This window comes from Alloacidobacterium sp., assembly GCF_035631355.1.
Classification (GTDB): domain Bacteria; phylum Acidobacteriota; class Terriglobia; order Terriglobales; family Acidobacteriaceae; genus Alloacidobacterium.
This window is the reverse complement of record NZ_DASQIX010000085.1, coordinates 33039-53686: the sequence shown is the minus strand read 5'-3', so window position 1 is coordinate 53686 and position 20648 is coordinate 33039. Positions and strand designations below refer to the sequence as shown.

13 protein-coding genes and 1 tRNA gene are annotated in these 20648 nt (G+C 55.2%); 3 read left to right on the top strand and 11 right to left on the bottom strand.

The window, feature by feature from the left end:
- Nucleotides 1-136: 136 nt before the first annotated feature.
- From tsaA to VEV40_RS15840, 3 genes are read right to left on the bottom strand one after another with little or no spacing between them, the layout of a single operon-like run.
- Complete coding sequence (gene tsaA / locus VEV40_RS15850) at nucleotides 137-595, bottom strand: tRNA (N6-threonylcarbamoyladenosine(37)-N6)-methyltransferase TrmO (RefSeq protein WP_324833716.1); 459 nt, start codon at nucleotides 593-595, stop codon at nucleotides 137-139.
- Between the two features lie 19 nt (nucleotides 596-614).
- Nucleotides 615-767 (bottom strand): hypothetical protein, encoded by a 153-nt coding sequence (locus tag VEV40_RS15845; RefSeq protein ID WP_324833715.1) that lies wholly within the window; start codon nucleotides 765-767, stop codon nucleotides 615-617.
- Between the two features lies 1 nt (nucleotide 768).
- The gene (locus tag VEV40_RS15840; RefSeq protein ID WP_324833714.1) at nucleotides 769-1173 is read right to left on the bottom strand and encodes a carboxymuconolactone decarboxylase family protein; all 405 of its coding nucleotides are present in this window, start codon (nucleotides 1171-1173) and stop codon (nucleotides 769-771) included.
- Between the two features lie 211 nt (nucleotides 1174-1384).
- Between VEV40_RS15840 and VEV40_RS15835 the strand changes: the two genes are divergently transcribed.
- Nucleotides 1385-1459: transfer RNA gene (locus VEV40_RS15835), tRNA-Asn, on the top strand.
- A 63-nt stretch (nucleotides 1460-1522) separates the two neighbouring features.
- Here VEV40_RS15835 and VEV40_RS15830 read toward each other — a convergent pair.
- The 6 genes from VEV40_RS15830 to VEV40_RS15805 all read right to left on the bottom strand — a co-directional run bounded on the left by VEV40_RS15830 (nucleotide 1523) and on the right by VEV40_RS15805 (nucleotide 12458).
- Nucleotides 1523-2974 carry a hypothetical protein gene (locus VEV40_RS15830; RefSeq protein ID WP_324833712.1) on the bottom strand — a complete coding sequence of 484 codons (1452 nt, stop codon included), beginning with the start codon at nucleotides 2972-2974 and terminating at the stop codon, nucleotides 1523-1525.
- Nucleotides 2975-2996: 22 nt separating this feature from the next.
- Complete coding sequence (locus VEV40_RS15825) at nucleotides 2997-4622, bottom strand: hypothetical protein (RefSeq protein ID WP_324833711.1); 1626 nt, start codon at nucleotides 4620-4622, stop codon at nucleotides 2997-2999.
- A gap of 22 nt (nucleotides 4623-4644) precedes the next feature.
- Entirely contained in the window at nucleotides 4645-7254 is a 2610-nt protein-coding gene (locus tag VEV40_RS15820; protein ID WP_324833710.1) for a hypothetical protein, read from the bottom strand.
- Between the two features lie 3 nt (nucleotides 7255-7257).
- A complete protein-coding gene (locus VEV40_RS15815) occupies nucleotides 7258-7869 on the bottom strand; it encodes a carboxypeptidase-like regulatory domain-containing protein (RefSeq protein ID WP_324833708.1) in 612 nt (203 codons plus the stop codon).
- A gap of 375 nt (nucleotides 7870-8244) precedes the next feature.
- Nucleotides 8245-9477, bottom strand: a complete 1233-nt coding sequence (locus tag VEV40_RS15810) for a hypothetical protein (RefSeq protein WP_324833707.1) — start codon at nucleotides 9475-9477, stop codon at nucleotides 8245-8247.
- Nucleotides 9478-10595: 1118 nt separating this feature from the next.
- Nucleotides 10596-12458, bottom strand: a complete 1863-nt coding sequence (locus VEV40_RS15805) for a M61 family peptidase (RefSeq protein WP_324833706.1) — start codon at nucleotides 12456-12458, stop codon at nucleotides 10596-10598.
- 267 nt (nucleotides 12459-12725) lie between these two features.
- Between VEV40_RS15805 and VEV40_RS15800 the strand changes: the two genes are divergently transcribed.
- Nucleotides 12726-13811, top strand: coding sequence for an ATP-dependent DNA ligase (locus tag VEV40_RS15800; RefSeq protein WP_324833704.1), 1086 nt, complete (start codon nucleotides 12726-12728; stop codon nucleotides 13809-13811).
- A 4-nt stretch (nucleotides 13812-13815) separates the two neighbouring features.
- Here the strand turns inward: VEV40_RS15800 and ligD are convergent, their stop codons facing one another.
- Complete coding sequence (ligD, locus tag VEV40_RS15795) at nucleotides 13816-15108, bottom strand: non-homologous end-joining DNA ligase (protein WP_324833703.1); 1293 nt, start codon at nucleotides 15106-15108, stop codon at nucleotides 13816-13818.
- Nucleotides 15109-15844: 736 nt separating this feature from the next.
- On the opposite strand from ligD, the gene VEV40_RS15790 reads away from it, so the two are divergent.
- A complete protein-coding gene (locus tag VEV40_RS15790; protein ID WP_324833701.1) occupies nucleotides 15845-16408 on the top strand; it encodes a hypothetical protein in 564 nt (187 codons plus the stop codon).
- 328 nt (nucleotides 16409-16736) lie between these two features.
- Here the strand turns inward: VEV40_RS15790 and VEV40_RS15785 are convergent, their stop codons facing one another.
- Complete coding sequence (locus VEV40_RS15785; RefSeq protein ID WP_324833699.1) at nucleotides 16737-20441, bottom strand: TonB-dependent receptor domain-containing protein; 3705 nt, start codon at nucleotides 20439-20441, stop codon at nucleotides 16737-16739.
- Between the last annotated feature and the right edge of the window lie 207 nt (nucleotides 20442-20648).

Here is a 20648-nt window from a genome sequence, read left to right as displayed (position 1 = left end):
GTGCAGATCATTAGAACCATACCTGTCTACTCACCAGAACTATGCGGATTTCAGGCGCTGGTGTTCAGGCACGCATCGAATAGTGGCGTGGCGATTGCTTCTGTTTCAATCTTTTTTGAGTGAGCTGCGTCTTTCGCTATCGTCCCGTTTTCGCTTTGCGCGCCTCGGCTTCCGCCAGCCATCCTCGGCGCAATTTATCTGCGGGAATACTGGACATGTACGGCTTGATGTCAAGAATGGGTGTTCCATCCAGCATGTCCACGCCGCGAACGTGCAGGTCAGAGTTTTCGCGGCGCAGTAATTCCACAACTGTAAGGCCAATTGGATTGGGACGACGCGGCGAGCGTGTCGCGAACACTCCATGAGGCCGTTCGTCGAAGGGAGGCGACCCCATCAACTCGAAATCGTGCGAGCGGTCAAACTGCCAGATGACGAACAGGTGCGAGAATCCCTCAATGTCTGTAAGCCCGGCCTCGAATTCTCGCAGAATTCTCAGCACTCCTTCAGCATCGTGCTTCGTGTTAAGTCCTTTCGGAATCGAAGCAGTGTCCTTATAAGGGCTACTTACATATCCGATTGGTTCAGCAGCAAACATATAGGCCCCGTGCCTCCAGCTACTCCGCGCCTTCACCGGCGCGAGTTGGTTCAATCTGCAATGCGTTGTTGAACCGGTTGAAGTAGTTGAACAATCCAATCGCCACCATCAACTCGATTATCTCGCCTTCATCATAGTGCGACTGCAGCTCGTCAAACAGAGTATCGGACACGTTATTTGAATCGAGCGTCATCTGCTCGGCGAGGTGCAGCGCGGCTTTTTCGGCGCCGGTAAAATCGTCGCGCTCTTCTTAAATCCGCGAGGTTCTCGATCTGATTGGACAACCAGCCGAGCTTCTGCACGATTTGCGTGTGCGAGCCAAAGCAGTACACGCAGCGGTTAATTTGCGAAGTCCGCACAATCACCAGTTCCTTGAGCTTGACCGCAAGAGTGCCCGTATTCAGGACCTCCTCGAAATGGGCGATCATTGTTTCGAAAATCTCGGGACGGTTCGTCATGGTGCGGAACATATTCGGCACATTGCCGCGCATCCGCATGTAGCGGTCATAAAGGGTGGCAGTAGAAGCAGGAACTTCGCTGCGGCGCTCGCGGGAAATACGAGGTGCGGTCTTCAGCATGGTAAAGTCTCCTCAGGTCTGGCGAACAAACCAGACTAAACGAATCGGCGAGCAAAGCGCCAAGCCAAAGGCTGTGACATGTGACAGTGTTGCAGCAATTCAATCAGGGAAAATCTGCGAATCCAAAGTCAAGAAGAGAAGCCGCTTCTTTTGACTCAGCCAAAAGCATTTGATATAAAAACTTAGGCGAAATGCCATTCCCGCCAGACACTCCTCAGTAGCTCAATGGCAGAGCATTCGGCTGTTAACCGAAGGGTTGTAGGTTCGAGTCCTACCTGAGGAGCCAGACTCCTTTTAAAATCAATCACTTAAAAAGATGATTTCGGCAGATACCCCAAGCTTTACCCATTTATTTGGTGACTACAACCGTGGCACCAGGTGCTACCGTTACGTCCGTCCAACTGATGGCGATGCCCTCTGCAATTGTCGAGTGCTTTGCAGAGACCGCCTTTCCATCGACCTTCACATCAGTGAGAGTTCCGGGGAATTCCGCGCGCCAACTCAGTGCCGGGCCGGAAGTATTTTTCAGCAGCGTCGTCGAGGTGCCTGTGTGGGTCACGTCGAGCTGGTTTTGCAGGATGGAGACTCTGGTGAGCGCGGCTTGATCGTGGCCGGTTGGCAGTCTTGAGATTGTGCTGATGTCGTAGTCGCCGCTGATCGGGCCGGGCGAGAGGCCAATGACTCCGCTGACGATGGCCGCAATCACTGCATAGGAAACCTCGGGGTATTCGCGGCGATTGTTCTGCGGACTGCTGATGTCTGCGAGTGTCTGGTAGGCGGCTTCGTTTCTTCCATAACGGAAGAGGGTAAGAGGAACATAGCTCTCTTCCTCGATGTTGATCTTCTTCCAGTATGTAGGCGAGGAAATGTAGTCGAGCGCGCCGCGAATGTGGGCCGGATCTTTTGCGGCGCCGAAGTACAAGACGAGAGTGTCGCCCGATCCGGATCCTCTTTGGTCTTTGTGGATGATGCCGAAGTAGTGGTGGCCTTGCTCTGACCATCCAACATGCTCTAGCAGGGACTGGATGGCGTCTGCTTCCGGCTGCATCTTTTGCGCGAGCGCTTTGTCGTTTGCACTTGCGATCTCGTTGAAAGAGCGTATCGCTCGATACTCTGCTGCGAGCAGATCTGTGCCGAAGATGAAATCTTTTGTGCCTTCGGTATAGCTGGGAATGCCGCGCGAATGAACGAAACGGCCTTCTGTCTGCCGCTGGTTGGCAATGCGAGGCCGCGTCAGAATCTTATCGGGCGTGAGCTGCCACGACTGGATGTAATCGCTCATAGTGATGCGGAAGAAACGCCGGAAGACTGGATCGCGGCGATAGGTTTCGTCTCCGGTCCAGCGCCACATGCGGACAGATGCGTCGAGGACATCAAAGTTTGCGGGCAGATTGAACCAGAAGTCGTTGTCGGAAACATAATCGGCTGAGGAAGGACGACCTTCGCCGTCGATCTCCCAGTATGCTGCCCAGTCGCGCGACTTGGCTACGGATTGTGCGAAGAGGCCGACCATGTTTCGGTTTGCCGCAGACAATCCGAGCGCGGCTGCGCCTTCGGTCTGGTGTGAGACGTCGCGCATGCAGAAGGCGTTACGTCCGGGAAGAGCAGCTTCGCACCACGGGCCCATCGTCTTTGAGCCAGCTCGGCTGTATATGAGCGCTTGGCTCTTCGCCCATGCGAAGGATTGCGTAAGCCACGGGATCGATGACGTGAATCCGAGCGGTGATGAAGACGCCGGCTGTTGCGCTGCCAGATGGCTTGCAGCGACGAGGACTGCAGCCAGAAAATATCGACTCTTCATTCTCATACTGAAAATAGACGACCTACCGCAGAGCCAAAATGATTCCGGGCGAGGAGAGATCGCCCTTCGACACAGTACGTAAACCAAAGCTTCGCAGATTTGCCTCCGTAAGTTGAAGCCTCTGACCGTCAATGCGAACACGATCGGTCACGTCCAACGCTACATCGCTTGCGAGGTCCTGGGCGAGGATCCGCTTGCCTGCTAGCGGCTTGTCAAAGATTAGGCTGAGCGTTGCGCAAGAGCCGAAGACGCCGATTGGTCCCTGTGCGTCGCCTACGTTTAGCTCGACGTTCGCTAGGGGCATGTACCACGCGCGACCGGGGCGCGTCCGCTCCTGTATGCCGACTGCGACTGCGCCGTTGGGAAACTTCGATACGAAGACGAATGGCTTTTCACCACTGGATGTCACGCGAGGCAGCGCGATGTTGCGTGCGATGCATGCTGGCGCTCCCTGATGCGTTGTCAGGCCGACCAGATCTGTTTCCCATGTCTGGCCGCGCTCGAAGGTCCAGCTGTCTGTCAGTATTTCATTGCTGACTTCGATACTTCCACTTCCTGCTGCGAAAGGCGGCGCAATGCGCTGCCAGCGCAGAGCACGGACCACTTCGTCCATCCGGCGCTTGGCTTTACGCGGTCCATTAAAGAACAGGTCTGTGTCGGGGCCTGGACGCAAACCATCGAGAGGATGGCGAAGAACGCCCATGGTGCACCCAATGACGGCGGCAACGTAGACCTCATCTTCGACGTTGAGAAGCGCGTGCACATTGGTCTGCCCCTGGGCGCCTTTGAGCATTTCCGCGAGACGATCGAGCGTCGTTGGCAGCGAGAGAATCGAAGTTACGTCATAGGTACGGTACACATCAGTATGTGCGAGAATCTGCTGACGTCGAGAGCCTCGGAACTGCGTACCGAATCTTCCATCGCGGTGCCAGTCACCATTCAACGGCGGCTCGCCATGAACGTGCTCGAATTGGAGCTGCGTATGCTCTGACTTGCGCACATCGACGAGATGAAACTCTGGATCGCCGATATCGATTTTCCAGTAGCGGACATCGGCATCCTGACTTAGCATCTCGAGACGTTCATCTTTGATGCCGCCTGGAGTGTTGCGGCACCACAGAGCGGCTCCGCGCCAGTCTGCAGCTTGAATGGCCTTGTTCAAGCCTGCAAGGCGTTCGGCTGGCGAACCTGAGAATGATGGAAACTTCGCTGCATCGAGCTCGAAGGTTGCTGTACCGCCGGACTCCCATCCGTCATCGAGCATGAGGTACAGGTCTTTGCGGATGCGAGGAAAGAATGCGTGAGCCCATCCGTCTTTGCCAAGAAGCACCTGCTCGTTCATTGCGTTGTGCGCGAGCCGGCTATCGGAGTCGCCTTCGAGAATCTCCGGTGAAAGCTCTTGAAGATGGTGCCCGTACATGTAGTTCTGAACAGCCCAGGTGCACCAGTAGTTCGGTGCTCCGCTGGGTGTTTCGGGAATCAGGTTCACGCCTGTCTTTGAGGCTGAATACTTGAGGGTGGGCAGCCCATCGGCGAAAGCCGCCAGCGCCGTCGCGGCTCCGCTTAGGACAAAGTTCCTCCGGTTCACATGCGATCCTTCGAGTAGATTTTCTTTCTTTGCAGGATTGACACGGCGCATGTTGCTCATCAGCATACGCCGCATGCCTGTTCTAGAAGGTGAAGTGGAAGCCAAGCTGGAGTTGTCTTGGGTTTCCATTGGTTCCACCGATCTGCCCAAAGTTGGAGTCTGAGAGATTGGTGTCCGGATTTGAATAGTGTGGTGTGTTGGTGAGGTTGAAGGCATCGACCTGCACAGTTACCCTCATCGACTCGTGAATCGTTTCCGATTTTGCGAGCGAAAGATCAGAGTTGTAGTAGCCGGGTCCGTGCACTTTGCCCGCACCCGAGTTGCCGAGTTGGAACGGCGCGGGCGTGGTGAAACAGTTTGTGTCGAACCACTCGCCTACGGAACCGATGGTCCGGACCGAGGGGCAAGTTACATTGGCGCGATTGGTTACGCCGCTTCCGAGGTTGTCATACGCTGCCTTAAACGTAAGGGGCGTGCCTGACTGCAGCTTGGTGATGGTACTCAACTGCCATCCTCCGAGCAACAGTTGCGTCGGCCGCGAAGCATTTGAGGCCCACTGCTGGCCGCGTCCAAAGGGTAGCTGGTAGACGAGGGCGGCAATGAAGTTCTGCGGAACGTTCGGAGCCTGATTTGTTCCCTCGCCGCGATTGTAGCGATCATCGAGCGGCCACCAGACACTCATGTCGTCGATCTCTTTCGACCACGTGTAGTTCACGCGCCCGGTGAGACTGCGGGTAAAGTTGATCCTCATCTCGGCTTGCAGGGCATGGTAGATGGAAGATCCGTCCGCGCCCGCGTAGCCGATGTTCGTTGCGTACTGATCGCCTGCTGGGTCGAAATACTGGTATGGGAGGCGCGAGTTAAACGGCGTGTCTCCTGGAGGCGGAGTGTTGATGTTGTAGCGGCGGAAGAGATGAATGCCGCGCGTTCCCACATACGTCAGACTGAAAGCCGTGGCATCGGTGATCTTCTGCTGCACACCGGCGTTCCACGCATAGGCGACGTCCGGCTGCATGTTCTTGTTCATGAAGCTGACGGAAATGCCGGGCGGTGGTGCGATCGGCGCGTTGGTTGGGGTTGGGATGTATTGCGGCAGTCCTGTGACACTTAATGGCGTAAGCGGAATGTTCCGCTCCTGTGCGGGATTGGTGAAGACTTCGAAGAACGGGAAGTTCCGTTCTAGGAAGCCGCCCATGGCTCCGAAGTTTCCGGGGAAATGCGTGACGCCAAAGGCGCCTGTGAGGGTGGTGTTGCTGTTTCCGGGTGTGTAGGTAAAGCCGACTCTGGGCGACCATCCGCCATAGTAGTTGTTGACGTCAGGCGCGCGGTTGCTGCTGGTGGCAAAGTCGAGTACGCCATTGGCGAGATCGAAGTTCGACTGGTGATTATCCTTGTCCACGGCAGGGGTGATGAGGTCCCAGCGCAGCGCGAGAGTGAGTGTCAAGTTGCGTTTCACGCGGTATTGGTCTCCTGCATAGGTGCCTAGCAGAATCGCGCGGGTTGCGGGATCGGTGGCTACATAACCGCGATCGAGGTAGGAAGGCAGTCCGAGCAGGAAGCTGGCGAACTGATTGCCGCCGACGGGGTTCACGCAGTTGGGGTTCATGGTGCAGCTGCTGGTGTAGTCGGAGATGTAGGTGAAATCGCCGTTCTTGTTCGCGTCGGAATTTGTCAGCGATGCCTGCAGGCGGCGGAAATCCTCACCGAAGGTGAATGTATGCGCGCCCCATACTTTGGTGAGGTTATCGGTGATCTCGTAGGAGTTGCTGATGCGGTGTGAGTTGGTCCAGCCCTGCGAGCCGGTTGAGGCAATATTGCCGATGCTGAAGTTACCCATGCCGGTTGCGCCGAAGGCGGCGTCATTGCCGTTCGGAATGCCGAGAGCGGTATTCTCGTTCGTGCCCAGATCATTGCCGTAATCCTGGGTGTAGAAGCGATTGAAACCGAAGCGCAGCTCATTGAGCATGGTGGGAGAAAATGTGCGGTTGTAACCGATAACCGCATTGTGATTGCGGCTCTTCGCGTTTACGTCGCCGATTTGGATGAACGGTGTACCTGGCGACGGCGCTGACAGGTCGCGACGCTGATAGGATTCGCGACCGAAGATCCGGTCTTTTTCGGTGAGCTGATAATCGGCCTTGACGTCGAACTGGTGGTTGTCGTCGGGCTCGACGGTATTGGCCTTGTAGTTATTGCTGATGCTGGACTGATCGGTTGCCGCCGGCCAGATTGTGTTTCCGGAAACCATATTTGCGGAAGCCGGATCGAAACGGTTTGCGGGAATTTGCCAAGCGTCTCCCTGCGGCGTGCTGACAGTTGGAAATGGCTGCTGCGTTTGTGGATCGAAGATCGGATTCGGGAACTGGCTCTTCAGGAAGGTGCCTTGCGTCATCAACTCTGTTGGCACGGTAAGGATGTAGTTGATGCCGTTGCTAAGCAGGAGCCCCTGATAGTCGAGGAAGAAGAAGGCTTTATTCCGGATGATGGGGCCGCCGAGCGACCCTCCGAACTCGTTGGCGCGGTATAGAGCCTTGGTGGTTGCGCCCCAGTTGTGCGCGTTCAGTACATCATCGCGGAAGAACTCATAGGCGGAACCGTGAACGGCATTGGTGCCGGACTTGATGAAGGCGTTGACCTGGGCTCCGCCGTAGGTGCCCACGGTGATGTCGGCGTTGTTGGTGGAGATCTTCATCTCCTATATCGAATCGAGTGGCGGAGTGACGTTGATGAAGGCGTTCAGCAGCTCCATATTGTTTACGCCGTCGAGCGTGTAGGTGGTGCCACCCCAAGGCATTCCGTTCACGCTGGCGGTGATGGGGCTAAAGGATCCGGCGCCCGCCGCTGCTTCAGGCGCACTGCCGAAGCCGGCTCCGACCGATCCGGGTACTGTCTGAACCAGTTGAGAAAAAACGCGCCCGTTCAGAGGGAGGGTCTTCACCTCTTGTCCGCTGAGGACTTCTCCCAGAGATGAACTGGTGGTGTCGATCAGTGCGTTGGCGGCTGTCACCGTGGCGGACTGGTTGGCAGTGCCAACCTGCAGGGTAATCGGCAGCGGCGTGGTGTTGTCTACGGTCACCACGATTCCCTTCGAGATCATCGTCTGCATGCCGGGTGCTGCAATGGCGATCTGATAGTTTCCCGGCGGCAGGTTGTTTGCCTGGTAGTTGCCTTGGGAGTCGCTCACTGTCGAGGAGCTGATCCCAGTGTCCTGGTTAGTGACGGTCACACTGGCATTTGCGATGGCTGCGCCAGTGGAATCGGTTACTGTCCCAACGATGCGCCCACTTACGCCCTGGGCAGCAGACATGGGGTTGCAGCCAAAACAACAAGAAGCGCGAATATTCTCCAGTGACCCAAGTCAATTACTTTGCGCCGGTATATGTCCTGAAATCTCATCTTGACCTCCTACCTCGTCGTCTTATTGGCCTTCCGAACACTCGCAACGCTAAAGATCAAGATGAAGAATGCGCCAGTTACCCGGGGATACGAAACGGCTTCATCTGGCGTTTTCCTTAACATTCCGCTACGTTTCACCCTGTTACAGGGCACGTTACATGCGTCTGGAGAGGGCTTTCTCGCGCAGGGCGCGAGAAATTGCCCAATACATGAAGCAGGGTTTGACTCACATCTAAACCAGAAGGTGAGAGGTGGGGGGATATTCTAGGGCCTGCGACAGATAAGGTTAATGCGATGGACCAGCGCCCGCAGTGGGTTCGGGTTTTGCAGGTTGAAGGCGATGGACGGAAATCAGGTCAGCGCCCAAAACCTGGTAACCCTTCGCCATCTGGACGCGCACTAAAGCCTGAAACGGCAGGGGTTCTTTTTTGTTGCTGTTCATTCTGTCGAGGACGTTATTCAGGCGTTCGACTCCCTGCTTCGAAGTGGCAAACATGGCTGCTCCTTCGGTCCCCTTGGTATCGAGGCCACCGATAATGGCGATCCACCGCCCTGGCGTAACACCGGGAGCGATGGTGATGAGGCTGTAATCTGCGGTCAGAACCTTACTCGTCTGATCGCGCTCAGTGCCGTAGGTTGATGCTTCTCCGTCGCGGGGATGCGCATCCAGAATCTGCGCTCGCCATTGTTGGTGGTGCTGGTCAGGATTGCTATAGCTGAAGTCGCCAGCTGCCATCAACTGGGCGACGGCGGGATTCTGGAAGGGCGAGCTCAAAAGGATGACATTGTGCTGGTTCAGGTGATCGGGAGTTACATCGCGGCTGGACTTCAGGGTCGGTTTCACGCCCATGCGACCCAACAGGCCCGCCAGCATTCCAACCGCCTCAAGCTCTCCTGTGCCTGTGTATCCGTTCTCGTAGTAGAGTTGGCCGGCTTTGGCGACGATCTCGGGGTTTGCAGCAAACTCACGCGCCACATGAGGATCGACCACAGCGCCCCGGCTATCGATGGCGCCATGCCGGAAGCGGAAGAGGTCGTTTGAGTCGTCGAGCAGAAAGACGGCGTCGGGGTACGCAATAACGGGCGAGGCATCGCTGCCGAGAAAGCGCGCCCAGAAAGATTCCACTACTCCATCATTAGGAACTGCTACTGCTCCGGTTGCGCTAAGGCGTTTCTCAGTTCGCCAACCTCCTAGCCAATAGCCAAAAACGGCCATCGCGATTGCCGCAGCGACGACGAACCCCCATCGCGATCGGATTGGCTTTGCTTGTTTTTCGGTTGTCTTCTCGGCGGACGCTTCAGTGGCAGAGTCTGCGATAGCTTCGAGATCGCTCAGGGCTGGAAGAGAAGCGGGCATCGCTTCAAAGGTGGGGATGTAGTGTCCTTTCGGGAACTGGATCAGGATTGGATCGCGGTTACCTTCGACGTCGTAATACTCCTTGAGCTTGACTCTGAGCCGATGGCTTTGCACCCGTACGATTGGATCCAATTTGGGGTCAAAGTCAGGCTTGCGACCCATGCCTCGACGCCGATGGTGTATTCCTTTAAGCTCTCGGCTGCGCCGCTGATCGTTTTGTCAGTTAAAAACTGAAACAGAAGCTGCAGGGTTGCAGCATTTCGGAAGGTAGTGGATTGAACTACGCGACGAACCTGCTCCTTGCAATCTTCAATCGACGGTTCATTTGCGGGCGCATGCGCCAATGCGTCGACGTTTGCCAAGCCGGTCCTCAAATCTTCCCCGCAAGAAAAAATCGTAGCATCTGGTGCAGAAACGGAGCAACTTGAGACAGTCCTTGAGGTGTGGGGTTTAAGAGTCCGTGGGATCAATTCCGTCATAGAAACGGGCTATCGACGGCTACACCTGATCAGAGGCTATGTTTCATCGCACGTTCTTCAGATTCGCAGCGCTCATGGCTGTGGCATCCACAATGATGGCTTGCAAGCTCAACCGCCTATGGAACCGCTGTGCTTGTTAACGCCTACAGAAGATTCGACGCATGGCACGCCATGCACGCTTTGATTGCACGACGTTATTGGTGGTGCCAGCGTCGCTTCTATAGGCGAAAGAATTCGCGCTAATTTCGGCTGCTGGTATCGAGGTCCTGTCTGACTGTGCCCTATGAAACAGGAACTGAAAAGGAAACCACCCAAGGCCAAAAAATATTGCAAGCGACGAACTAAGACGTGCATGAAGGAAATCTAAATGAACGATTAGCCGCGTACCAGAATATTCATCTCGTTACAATCGGAACTACATTCTTGAACTATTCAAAAATGCTCAAAAACAGATCGAAATTTGCAGCCATTGCGTCCTCTCCTGTGTTTTTCATTTTTAAAGGTTTGCTGTTCCGAGTTGTTAGTGCCTCCCGATCCTTACTGCCCTGATCCCGGAATCACCGATGTTGTGACGTTTGTCACTGTTCCTATTCTTCTAGTTTGTATCGCTTTTTTTTGCCAGCTATATTCCAGCACGGCGCTTCCCGTATTGATCCCAACACATCTCTGCGATGCGAATAGAATCGGGCCTAGTTTGAAGGCCCGAGATTGCAGTTGCCATCGGTCGGGGCCGTATACAGAAGAGCGGCGCCGGATAGTAGAACGAAATAGTCTTGAAGGACGCGACCACCGCGATATGTATCACGGGGCAGCCGCGCGCGCCTTGATCAGTTCGTCGAGATAATCCGGGTTGGCTTCGTCCCGCACCAGATGTGGGTAGCGGTCGCCGCCGTGGTAGTCGACCTTGCACGTCCGGAAGTAATCGTCGACAACAACCAGAAGCTCGATAGGATTCGACGTCCCATTGGCGGATTTGATGGCATCCTCGAGCCCGTCATGCGTATAGACGCGGCCGTTCACACCAACCACTTTCATCCCTGACGTAATGCCGGCTTTGTATGCGGGACTTCCTACGATCGAATCCGTAACTGTGCCATCCTCGCTGAGCTGGAGTCCGATCGAATAGACATCGCCCGGGTTGCCGCGCCGTCCTTGCAATTTCGAAGGCTCTCCGTTGTAGACAATCTTCCATCCGGCGTTTTCGATTCCTCCTACGGGCGCATCGGGCGAAGTGGAGTTTAATCGCTCGCGGAAGAAGCCCGCCCAGTCATAGGGCGCGACCGCATTCAGCGCGCTCACCAGTTCATCGAAGGTGTAGGTCTTCACCTCCGGACCGTTGTTGGGTCCGCCATGAAACGCATGACAGAAATCGTCGATGGACTTCTGGCCCTTGGTCTCACGATGAATGATTGTGGCGACTTCCAGCCATACCAGATCGCCTTCATCGTAGTAATCCGTGCCGCGGCGCCAGTTGAGCCAACCGCGCGCGAAGCCAGGTATCGGTTCACCGACTGCAGTATCGAGTAGCGGACGCCATGTGCGCCCGGGACGTCCCGGGCCAAGCATCGCCGCGATTGACGCCAGGTACTCGTGATACTGCTCCGGGGTCCATAAGCCGCCGCGCGCAGCCAGCATGGGCCCGAGATAGTCTGTGAGACCCTCGTAACCCCACAGCAGGTCGGTCTTCATTGGCGTCTCAAAATCGGGAGTAGCGAGGTCGGCCGGACGGCGAAACTTGCCGTTCCACGAGTGGGCAAATTCATGTGCCAGCAGACCACCCAATGACATGCCGGCGCTGGGCATCAGCAATGTGCGTTCCGGAAGGCGGCTGTCATTCGATTCGTGATGCTCGAGCCCGAAATGCGCGACGTGATCGCTGAGCGCGAAGAGGAAGTGGTAATCGCGGTAATGGCGTGCGCCGAAGAGCTTGCCCGACTCGGCAACCAGGTTGATCATGGCCTTCTGGATCTGCGGGCTCATGTTGAGCGCCGCTTCGCTGTCCGCGGCCATGTCGATTTCATGGTGAACGGGCTCGCCCGGAGGGGTAAGGTCGATCGCGCGATAGTATTCCCCGGCAATTACAGGTGAATCCACCAAGAGATCGAGCGAAATCGGCTTGAATGAAACCTGATTTCCGGATTGAGTCGCCACAGGAAGAGGCGTGCCGAATTTCCAGCCTTTGGGCACCACCAGGGTTGCGCTATACATCAGTTGTGCGGCCGGTGTGCCCGCGGGATAGAGCACGGCTTCATTCCATTCGAGGATCATTAACTTGTCTGTGGCAGAGCCGCCGAGGGGTTCGATGAAGTCATACCGAACATCAAGCTGTGTGGCGCCGGCAGGAATGTCGACGTGGAAAGTGAAGACATCCAGCAGATCGCGCTGCCAGGGAATCGTCTTTCCATCGGCCTCGAATTTGAGACCAGTGAGATCCGAAAGTGGACCATCCGGTCCATGTTCTCCAGGAATCCATTTTGGATAGTAAAGCGTCAGCGGCCCGGGCTTGACCGGTAGCACTTCATGAACGTGTAGGATTTTCTGCTGCGTCTGCGTCGCGTCAACAGTGAGTGAGATCGCCTCACCGGATTGTGCTACGGCGGCGGGTACAGCCAGCATCGAGGCCAGAGCGAGCGGCCAAACGACGCGTTGGAGGCATCGTTTCATTTGAAGGGTCCTTATATAGAGACGTGAAATCCCCACGCGCATCATATCTCGGCGGGAATTTCCGTAGCATAATTATTTTCTGGCAAGCCTCGGGATCTTGGAATAGGGTCCCGTGCGTCCGAACCGAATTCCAAAGCTATTGCTTACGGCATCATCCTGAGAGGCGATTGGGCGGCCTTCCATCGTACTTATTCACGCGCCCGAGAGGTGGCTGTTAGGATGGCTCGAACAGAGGGGTGACTATCTCTCAAGAGACCAGGCAAAACTATGAACCTTCCTGTCGAACCTCCTATTCTTCCCATGCTTGCCAAGCGGATTGATGAACTGCCTATCGGTACCGAGTGGGTCTATGAGCCAAAGTGGGATGGCTTCCGTACTCTGATTTTTCGCGATGGAAATGAGCTTCTGATCCAAAGCCGGGATGAGAAAGCGCTGAATCGTTATTTCCCGGAGCTGATCGATCCTTTGTTAGAGCAATTGCCCAACAAGTGTGTTCTTGATGGTGAAATTGTCATATCGAGAAATGGCGCGCTGGATTTCGATGCGCTACAGCTTCGCATACATCCTGCTGCATCGCGAGTGAAACTGCTTAGTGAGCAGACACCAGCCTCTATCGTATTCTTCGACCTGCTTGCGGAGGACAATCACGATTGGAGAGAGAAGGTATTCAGTGAGCGGCGCGAAAAGCTGGAAATTATTCTCGCCGCAGCGAAGTCTCCGATTCACATCACTCCTGCCACAGATGACCTGGCCCTGGCGCAAGACTGGTTCCGGCGATTTGAGGGTGCGGGCTTTGATGGTGTCATAGCCAAAGCCAAAGACAATATTTATGAATCCGACAAGCGCACGATGTTCAAGGTCAAGCACGAACGCGATTGTGATTGCGTGGTGGCTGGTTTTCGCTGGTACCGCAAGGGCGACCGTCCTGCAATCGGCTCTCTGCTGTTAGGACTCTATGACGATTCCGGAGTATTGCAGCATATTGGAGTATGTGGGAGTTTTCCTCTCGCAAAACGGTATGAACTCGTTGAGTTCCTGAAACCCTATCGCCAGAATGCGGTCGCGGATCATCCGTGGAAGGGAGCATTCGAAGAAGAGGCCGGAGATGGCAATAGCTCACGAAGGCCAGGTGGGCAGAGCCGCTGGAGTCAGGGCAAAGATCTCTCCTGGGAGCCTATTCGATTGGAACTCGTCGCGGAAGTCGCCTATGAGCACATGCAAAGCGGCCGTTTCCGTCATATGGCGCAGTTTCGCCGCTGGCGCTTCGATAAAAAACCGGAAGATTGCACATATGAACAACTGGAAATCGTGCCACCAGAAGAACTGAAGGCAATTTTTCCGGAGAACCGCTGAATAGTTACTTCGTTGACTTGGTTTTCGATTTTCGAGGCCTGCGATTGGGATCGTCATCCGGATCGGGAGTTTCTTGATCTGGGCGCATATCCTCAGGCACATTCACGAGGTTCACCCGCACCCTTGTCCAGGTGGAAAATCTGCCGCGCATTGAATCTACGAGTACATCGGCGGGATTTAAATGCTTTGCCACTTCTGCATGTTTCGTCTTCCATCTGTCGAGACCCGCGAGGGCTGCATCCTTGTCCGGCGAATTGGCGACTACAATCAGCGGCATCTTAACGCGTGCTTTCCTGGCGCGAGAAGGTGCGACCCGGGTTCCTTCACCTGCTGCTTTGCGGAAGTGAGGCGGCCATGGAGCGTCCCCCAGGCCAGCTGCATCGTCTCTTGCGGTCATCTCAAGAAGTTTTTCCAGAGAGCCGGGATAAGCGTCCATATCGGCATGAGGATCACCGATTGCGGCAAACCGTTTTGGCACTGTAAGTACGGTGAAGTCAGCAGGATCACAATCCTGCACTTCTCCCCACGAAAGCGGAGTGGATACGCGCGCATCCGGAACAGGCCGGACAGAATAGGCGGATGCTGTCGTGCGATCTTTGGCGTTCTGGTTATAGTCGAGGAAGACGCCATGCCGCTCTTCCTTCCACCACCTGGATGTGGCCAACGCCGGTGCTCGCCGTTCAATTTCGCGCGACAATGCAAGCGCGGCGCGGCGGACTTCTTCAAAAGTCCATTTCGGCTCAATCCGAATATTGACGTGCATGCCTCGCGATCCGCTCGTTTTTGGCCATCCTCGAAGTCCGAGTTCATCGAGAAACGCATACACTTCGAGGGCAACTCTGCGGACATCCTCCCAGCTCACGCCGGGACCGGGATCGAGGTCGATTCTTAATTCATCGGGATGATCGAGATTGTTGGCGCGTATGGCGTGAGGATGTAGCTCAATGCAGCCCAGATTCACAATCCACACAAGCCCGGCAGTATTGTTCACCACAAGTTCTTCCGCGGTTCGTCCCGACGGAAAAGAGAGCGTGACGGTATGCAGCCACGAAGGATGGTCGGCAGGAGCGCGCTTTTGGTAGAAGGCCGCTGCCTCAGCTCCATTTACAAAGCGCTTCAAAACAAGTGGGCGATCCTGAACTCCAGCCAGAGCGCCGGGAGCTACCGAGAGGTAATAGCGGACAAGATCAAGTTTGGTAAGACGGATCTGCCGTGAGAAGTAGAGCTTGTCCGGATGCGTAACATGCACCTCATGACCATCGATCGAGAGGATTTCCGCTGCTTCCGTTTTCGGCATTCGCGCACCTCTGGCCATATACGCCAGATGGATGCGGCGATGGCGGCGGGGTATGGCTATAGGCTATGAATTGCCTAAACCCCGCAGATGCCGGTTCGACATCCATCATCGAGTCACTTCGGCCGCAGGAAGGTCCATCTTGATCATCCCCATCATAGCTTCCACGGCTTTGGGGTGGCTGATCAACTCGCCGATATTGCGCGGCACAATCTGCCAGCACAGGCCGAAGCGTCTGTGAGCCAGCCGCAGGCCATGGGCTTGCCGGCTCCGATCAGCTTATCCCAAAGTAGCTGTCAATCTCTTCCTGAGAGTCGCAGCGCACAAAGAAAGAGAAGGCGAGGTTGATCTGATGCGCGGGCCGCCATTGAGAAAGACTATCTCCTGACCCTCAAGCCCGAGACAAAAGGGAGCTTTGTCATGAGAGCCGTAATACCGAAAATTCGAAGGGACAATCGAGAGGAGGTCCCCGCCCTCTTTAACAGTGCATTATTCTTAATTGTTTTCTTTGTAAGCCCACAAAATCTTGACCAACTTACGTTCCGATGGCTCCGTTCATTCCTCTCTACTCCATTGAAATCATTACTACTCCGGCCTTCTTAGTCATCGGTTAACCGAAGGGTTGTAGGTTCGCTGCCATCTGAGGAGCACTCGCTCATCATGTAAACTACAGAATCGCTTATATCAGCGCCGTTACCAACAGAAAATTTATCGTCAGCGTCCGTCAGGAAAATAATCTGTGCTACGCGGCATCCTACTAAGAGGGGAAGGCCGCCAGAAACGATTGAACATGGCTGCCAGAGTTCTTCATTTTGGACCCGATAACTGCAATCGACTGCTGGTGCTCCGCAGCGACGGCTACTCTGTGGATCCCTGCTTTTCCCTGCGAGAATTTCGCTCCTTATTGGAACAAGGAGCCGACCTTAAGGCTGTGCTGGTTGCGGCGCCACCTGACATGGAGCGCCGGCAAGTAGTCACGCTAACCCGTGAAAAGTCGCATGCTGGCCTGGTCCTGTTCGATAGCTCCTGTTCTGGCGTTGCTGAACGTGAATTCGACCTTGTCATCCCGCCGCTGATGCGCCCTGAGGATTGGCTGCGACAAATCGCCGGCTTGATCGAGAAGAGCCGTGTCCTGATTGCTACGGCCACAGCGGTACGCGAACAGTCGGCACGATTGAGGAAAGATTCCGGGGTTGCGAGACGAAAATCCATGATCGAGAGGGAGAGATCTGCTACAGAGCGAGCCAAGGCAAAGGAGGCTATTGACCATACCTCGCAGAAGCCGGATCTTTTCGACAAGTAGCTGTCGCACTCTGGAGCGATGCTATATCGCGATTCCAAAGAGCAGGCGGATACTCCGGTGATCTCAAAGTCACGAATAGCGTCCACGAGAATGCACGCATCGCTTCGCTGCTCCGGTCAGGAGATCGTAGAGTCTTTGGTCACGATAGAAAAGGCAGTTACCAACAGCGGAACTACCAACTGAAAAGCCCGCCTACACAACTGTTCTGCAGCTTTTCATAGCGTCATCTGACGCACCTGATTCCACGGCAAAATGCGAAGCTCGTTACAATCGCCTTGGCCCTGAGCATTCCCGGTGCGTTTACGTGCTGTTGCGCTCGATAGATCTTCTAAAAAGTGAACTTGCCGGTGAACTGTATCTGGCGTGGGCTTCCCAGAGGATTCGTGATAACGCCTACGCCCTGACTGCTGAAGGCGTCGGAAGGAGCATTTGGACCTAGCGGTGTAATGCCGGGGGGATTGTTGAAATCCGACCCGGTGAAGTTATTGCCCGGTGTGTCAAAGCTGGGTGTGTTGCTGATATTGAAAAAGTCAATACTGAAGCGAAGGTTGTAGGCCTCATGAATTCGCGTTTCCTTGAAGATGGAAACATCGGCACGCTTCTGGAAATCGCCACGGAAGATATTGCGGCCGCCTTTCCCAAAGGTGGATTCATAGGTGTCGCACACAATCGCGCCAGCCGTTGAGGGTCCGCAAGGCGGAACGCCGGATTCGCCCGGCTGGAGTGAGGGATAGGCAAATGCTGTGGGCTTGAAGGCCACCTTGTCCGGAGCGACGGTCGCGCCGTTGAAGTTAGCAAATGCTCCGCTGTGACCAGTGAGTGCCTGGCTCGGCTTGACTCCCGGGCCGAGCGGCAGGACTGGGTTCGTCAGGAAGTCATTCGACGCGAAGTAGATGCCGCCTACAGTTCCACTGAAGTCATACACGTTGTAGGGCTGGCCGCTCTCGAAAACGATGATGCTGGACATACCCCAGCCATTCACGAGCTTATTGGCGAAGGCGTTTGAGACACTAAATTTCGGCAACTGATAGTCATAACTGATGGTCACAACGTTGGTGCGATCGTAATCGGAAGAGGCGTAGCCCGATCGCAGGTTACGGGGATCATTACCGTTGTAGAAAAGGCCGTAACCGCTGCTTTCATCGAGCGAGTGCGACCAGGTATAGGAAACCATGAAATCGAGACCATTGCGGAAGCTCTTCTGGGCTGAAGTGAGCAGGCCGTTGTAATGGGAAATGCCTGCCGTTGTCCAGGCAACGGAGTTGGGACTGTAGCCAATATAAGGTGTTCTTAAATCGGTATTGCCGCCAGTGGATGTGTTGTAGGGTTCGGTAGCCAGGTTGTTGCCATTGGAGTCCACAGCGTTGTAACCGTAGCTGTAAATTTGTCCGTTGACTGGATTCGTTGGTGTTGCCACCAACGGTTGATTAAAGGGGAGAGGAATGGTCTGCCGCACGCCATGATTTCCGGTGTAACCGACGGTGACGGCAATATCGGGCCGCACCTGCCATTGCCAGTCGAGGCTCCAGTTTTCCGTGTAAGGAAGCTTGTTGTTGATGCCGTAGGCGCCGAAGAGGTAAGGGCTGGCTCCATTGATGAGTGCGGCTTGATTCGGCAGGTTGTTGATGAAATCCGCAGGATTGTTGTCTACCGGTGGAAGCGTGGCGCCGAAGGGATTTTCAAAGGTGCTGGACGAGGTTGCAGTGATCTGCTGAACGAACGGAGGTTGCAGGGTGACGCCGAACGGGCCATTGAATCCAAATCCGGCACTGGGAGAGAAATTCGTGAAGTACTCGCCGCGGTCGTAGTACATGCCAAACCCTGCACGCCATACGATGGCGGGTGTTGGGCTGTAAGCGAGTCCGACGCGGGGTGCGATGCCCCATTGACGCTGTTTGAGCGTGGAATCGCTTGCGCCGGGCGTGGCGTATTGCTTGTTATTGCCGGCAACAATGAGTCCACTGTTCTCGATGGTATCTGTGGACAAATTGTATTGATATTTGGTGGCATCGAAGTTCACGAGGTGGCCGTATTTCTCATACAGTCCGCCGTCGTAGTCGTAGCGGACGCCTGCGGTGACAACTAGACTGGGAGTGAGTTGCCATTTGTCCTGCGCGTAGGCTCCCACCTGAGGCGCGCGATAGTAGCGGTTCGTGGGGCCGACGAAATATGCAGAGCTGGAGGAGCGCAACGGACCGCCCTGGAGAAAGTCTGCGAGCGAATTGAATCCAATGCTCGCAACCTGGCTGGCGCGATTGAGTATATTGAGCTGTGTATAGTCGTAATTGGCCCCGAACGACAAGGTGTGGCGTCCCAGGACCCAGTTAAGATTGGTCGTTCCTTCAAAGGTATTTTGCGCAAAGCCAGTGTTCGCAAAGTTCGAGCCGGGTCCGATGTCGAGCGAGTTGAAATTCGTGTCGAAGTTTCTGACGCTGACAGCAGGAAGATGAGGGCTGCCGAAGACATTGATCCCCACAGCATCTGGTCCGAAAGGCTGACTGGTAAACGAGCCAATCTTCATGCGTAGGAAGCCGAATTTCTGGTCCCACGACAGCTTGGGATTGAAGATCTTTGTGTTTTCCAGAGAAAAAACCTGGCTGCCGGAGTTAAACGTTTGCGGAAAACCGAGCAGGGGAGTACTGGAAAACGGGCTCGTCGTGGGGTCGTGCTGATAGTAGTACTTGCCGGACAAAGTATCAGTCTTGGTCAGGTTGTAGTCGATGTTGAGGAGCGCGCGGTCGGCAAGGAAGATAGACGTTGGTCCGACGAAGGTCACGTTGAATGCTGCATTCGGATCACTGGTGGTTGGCGACGGGATGAGCAGAGAACCATTCGGCGCTTTGGCCTGAAGATATTTGAGGGCGACGGGATCGATCGTGGCCGTGGGAGAAAGCCCAGCTTGCACGAGCACTGGTGCGAGGCCTGAGGGACTGCGATCATCGGTGAGCGAGCTTGGGACATGGAGCTGGCTTAGGGAATTCAACTGATCGGTAGCCCGAGTGTATTGATACGCAGTGTAAAAGAAGAGCTTGTCTCTCTTGATTGGACCTCCAACAGATGCCCCCGCATCATAACGATGGAGATCGGGGGTGGGCAGACTGTTCTGCTTAAAGAAAAACGGGTCCGCATTTAAAGCCACATTTCCAAGGGTCCCGAAGAGCGCGCCGTGAAAGGCGTTCGTGCCGGATTTGGTGGTCACGTCAACGTGTGCGCCGGCGGTATCACCTTGTGACACATCGAACATTGACGTGTTGACGCGCATCTCGGAAATGGTTTCCTGCGGCGGTGTTGGCAGCGCCTGCCCGATAGCATCATAGATTGAAGTATTTGTTTTGATTGTGCCGCCGTTCTGGAACGACTCACCTGTATTGAGCACTGCGCGGTTGGCGCTGACCTGGCTGGATGATGCGCCATTGAACAGGTTGTTCGCCATGACGCTGTTGAAGGTGAATGTATTGCTGGACAGTCTCTGACCATTGGCCCAGATGTTCTGATTGCCTAGGCCAGTATTGGTTCCGGTATCGGAAAGCAAATCTGCACTAACGCCGGGGCTCAGCGTAGCCAGTTGGGTAAAGCTGCCCGTCCCCAGCGGGCGCGAAGCGATTTGCGCACTGTCGAGCACATAGCCATTCGTCGTGTCCACAGAATTCAACAGCGGCATGGCCGCAACCACAATGGAGGTGGTGACGGAGCCAGGCTTGAGCTGAACGTTGAGCGTTGTCGAGCGATCCGCCTGCACCTGGATGGAGGGGAACTTCGACGTGTCGAACCCCTCGTGGGAGAAGGAAAGAGAGTAAGTTCCAATGGGCAGATCCTGCACCAGGTAGGCGCCGTTGCCTTGCGTCGAGACCTGCCGCGTAGCTCCTGTCTGATTATTCGTGACTGCGATTTCAGTACCCCCAATGACGGCTCCTGAGGTATCGGTGACAGATCCGTTGATGCGGCCGAGCGTCTGCTGTGCGGATGCGGCGACCGTAAATACGAATGCGCTGGCCGAAAGGAATAACAAAGTTGCAGCTTTTGTAAACGGCATAAGGCCTCACATTTGGTGACTTGTCGTGTCGAGTGAAGTTATTGCTGGACAACCATCTCGTGTCCCTGAAATCGACAACAGTGATAACGGAAGCGTGTGAAGAAGGGATGAATGTTTACTGGAGCCGTTTTGATCGCGGCATCAGTGTAATGGAGCATTCGATAAATCCCAGGAGCACCTTATAGCACGGACTCCTGCTGAATCCAA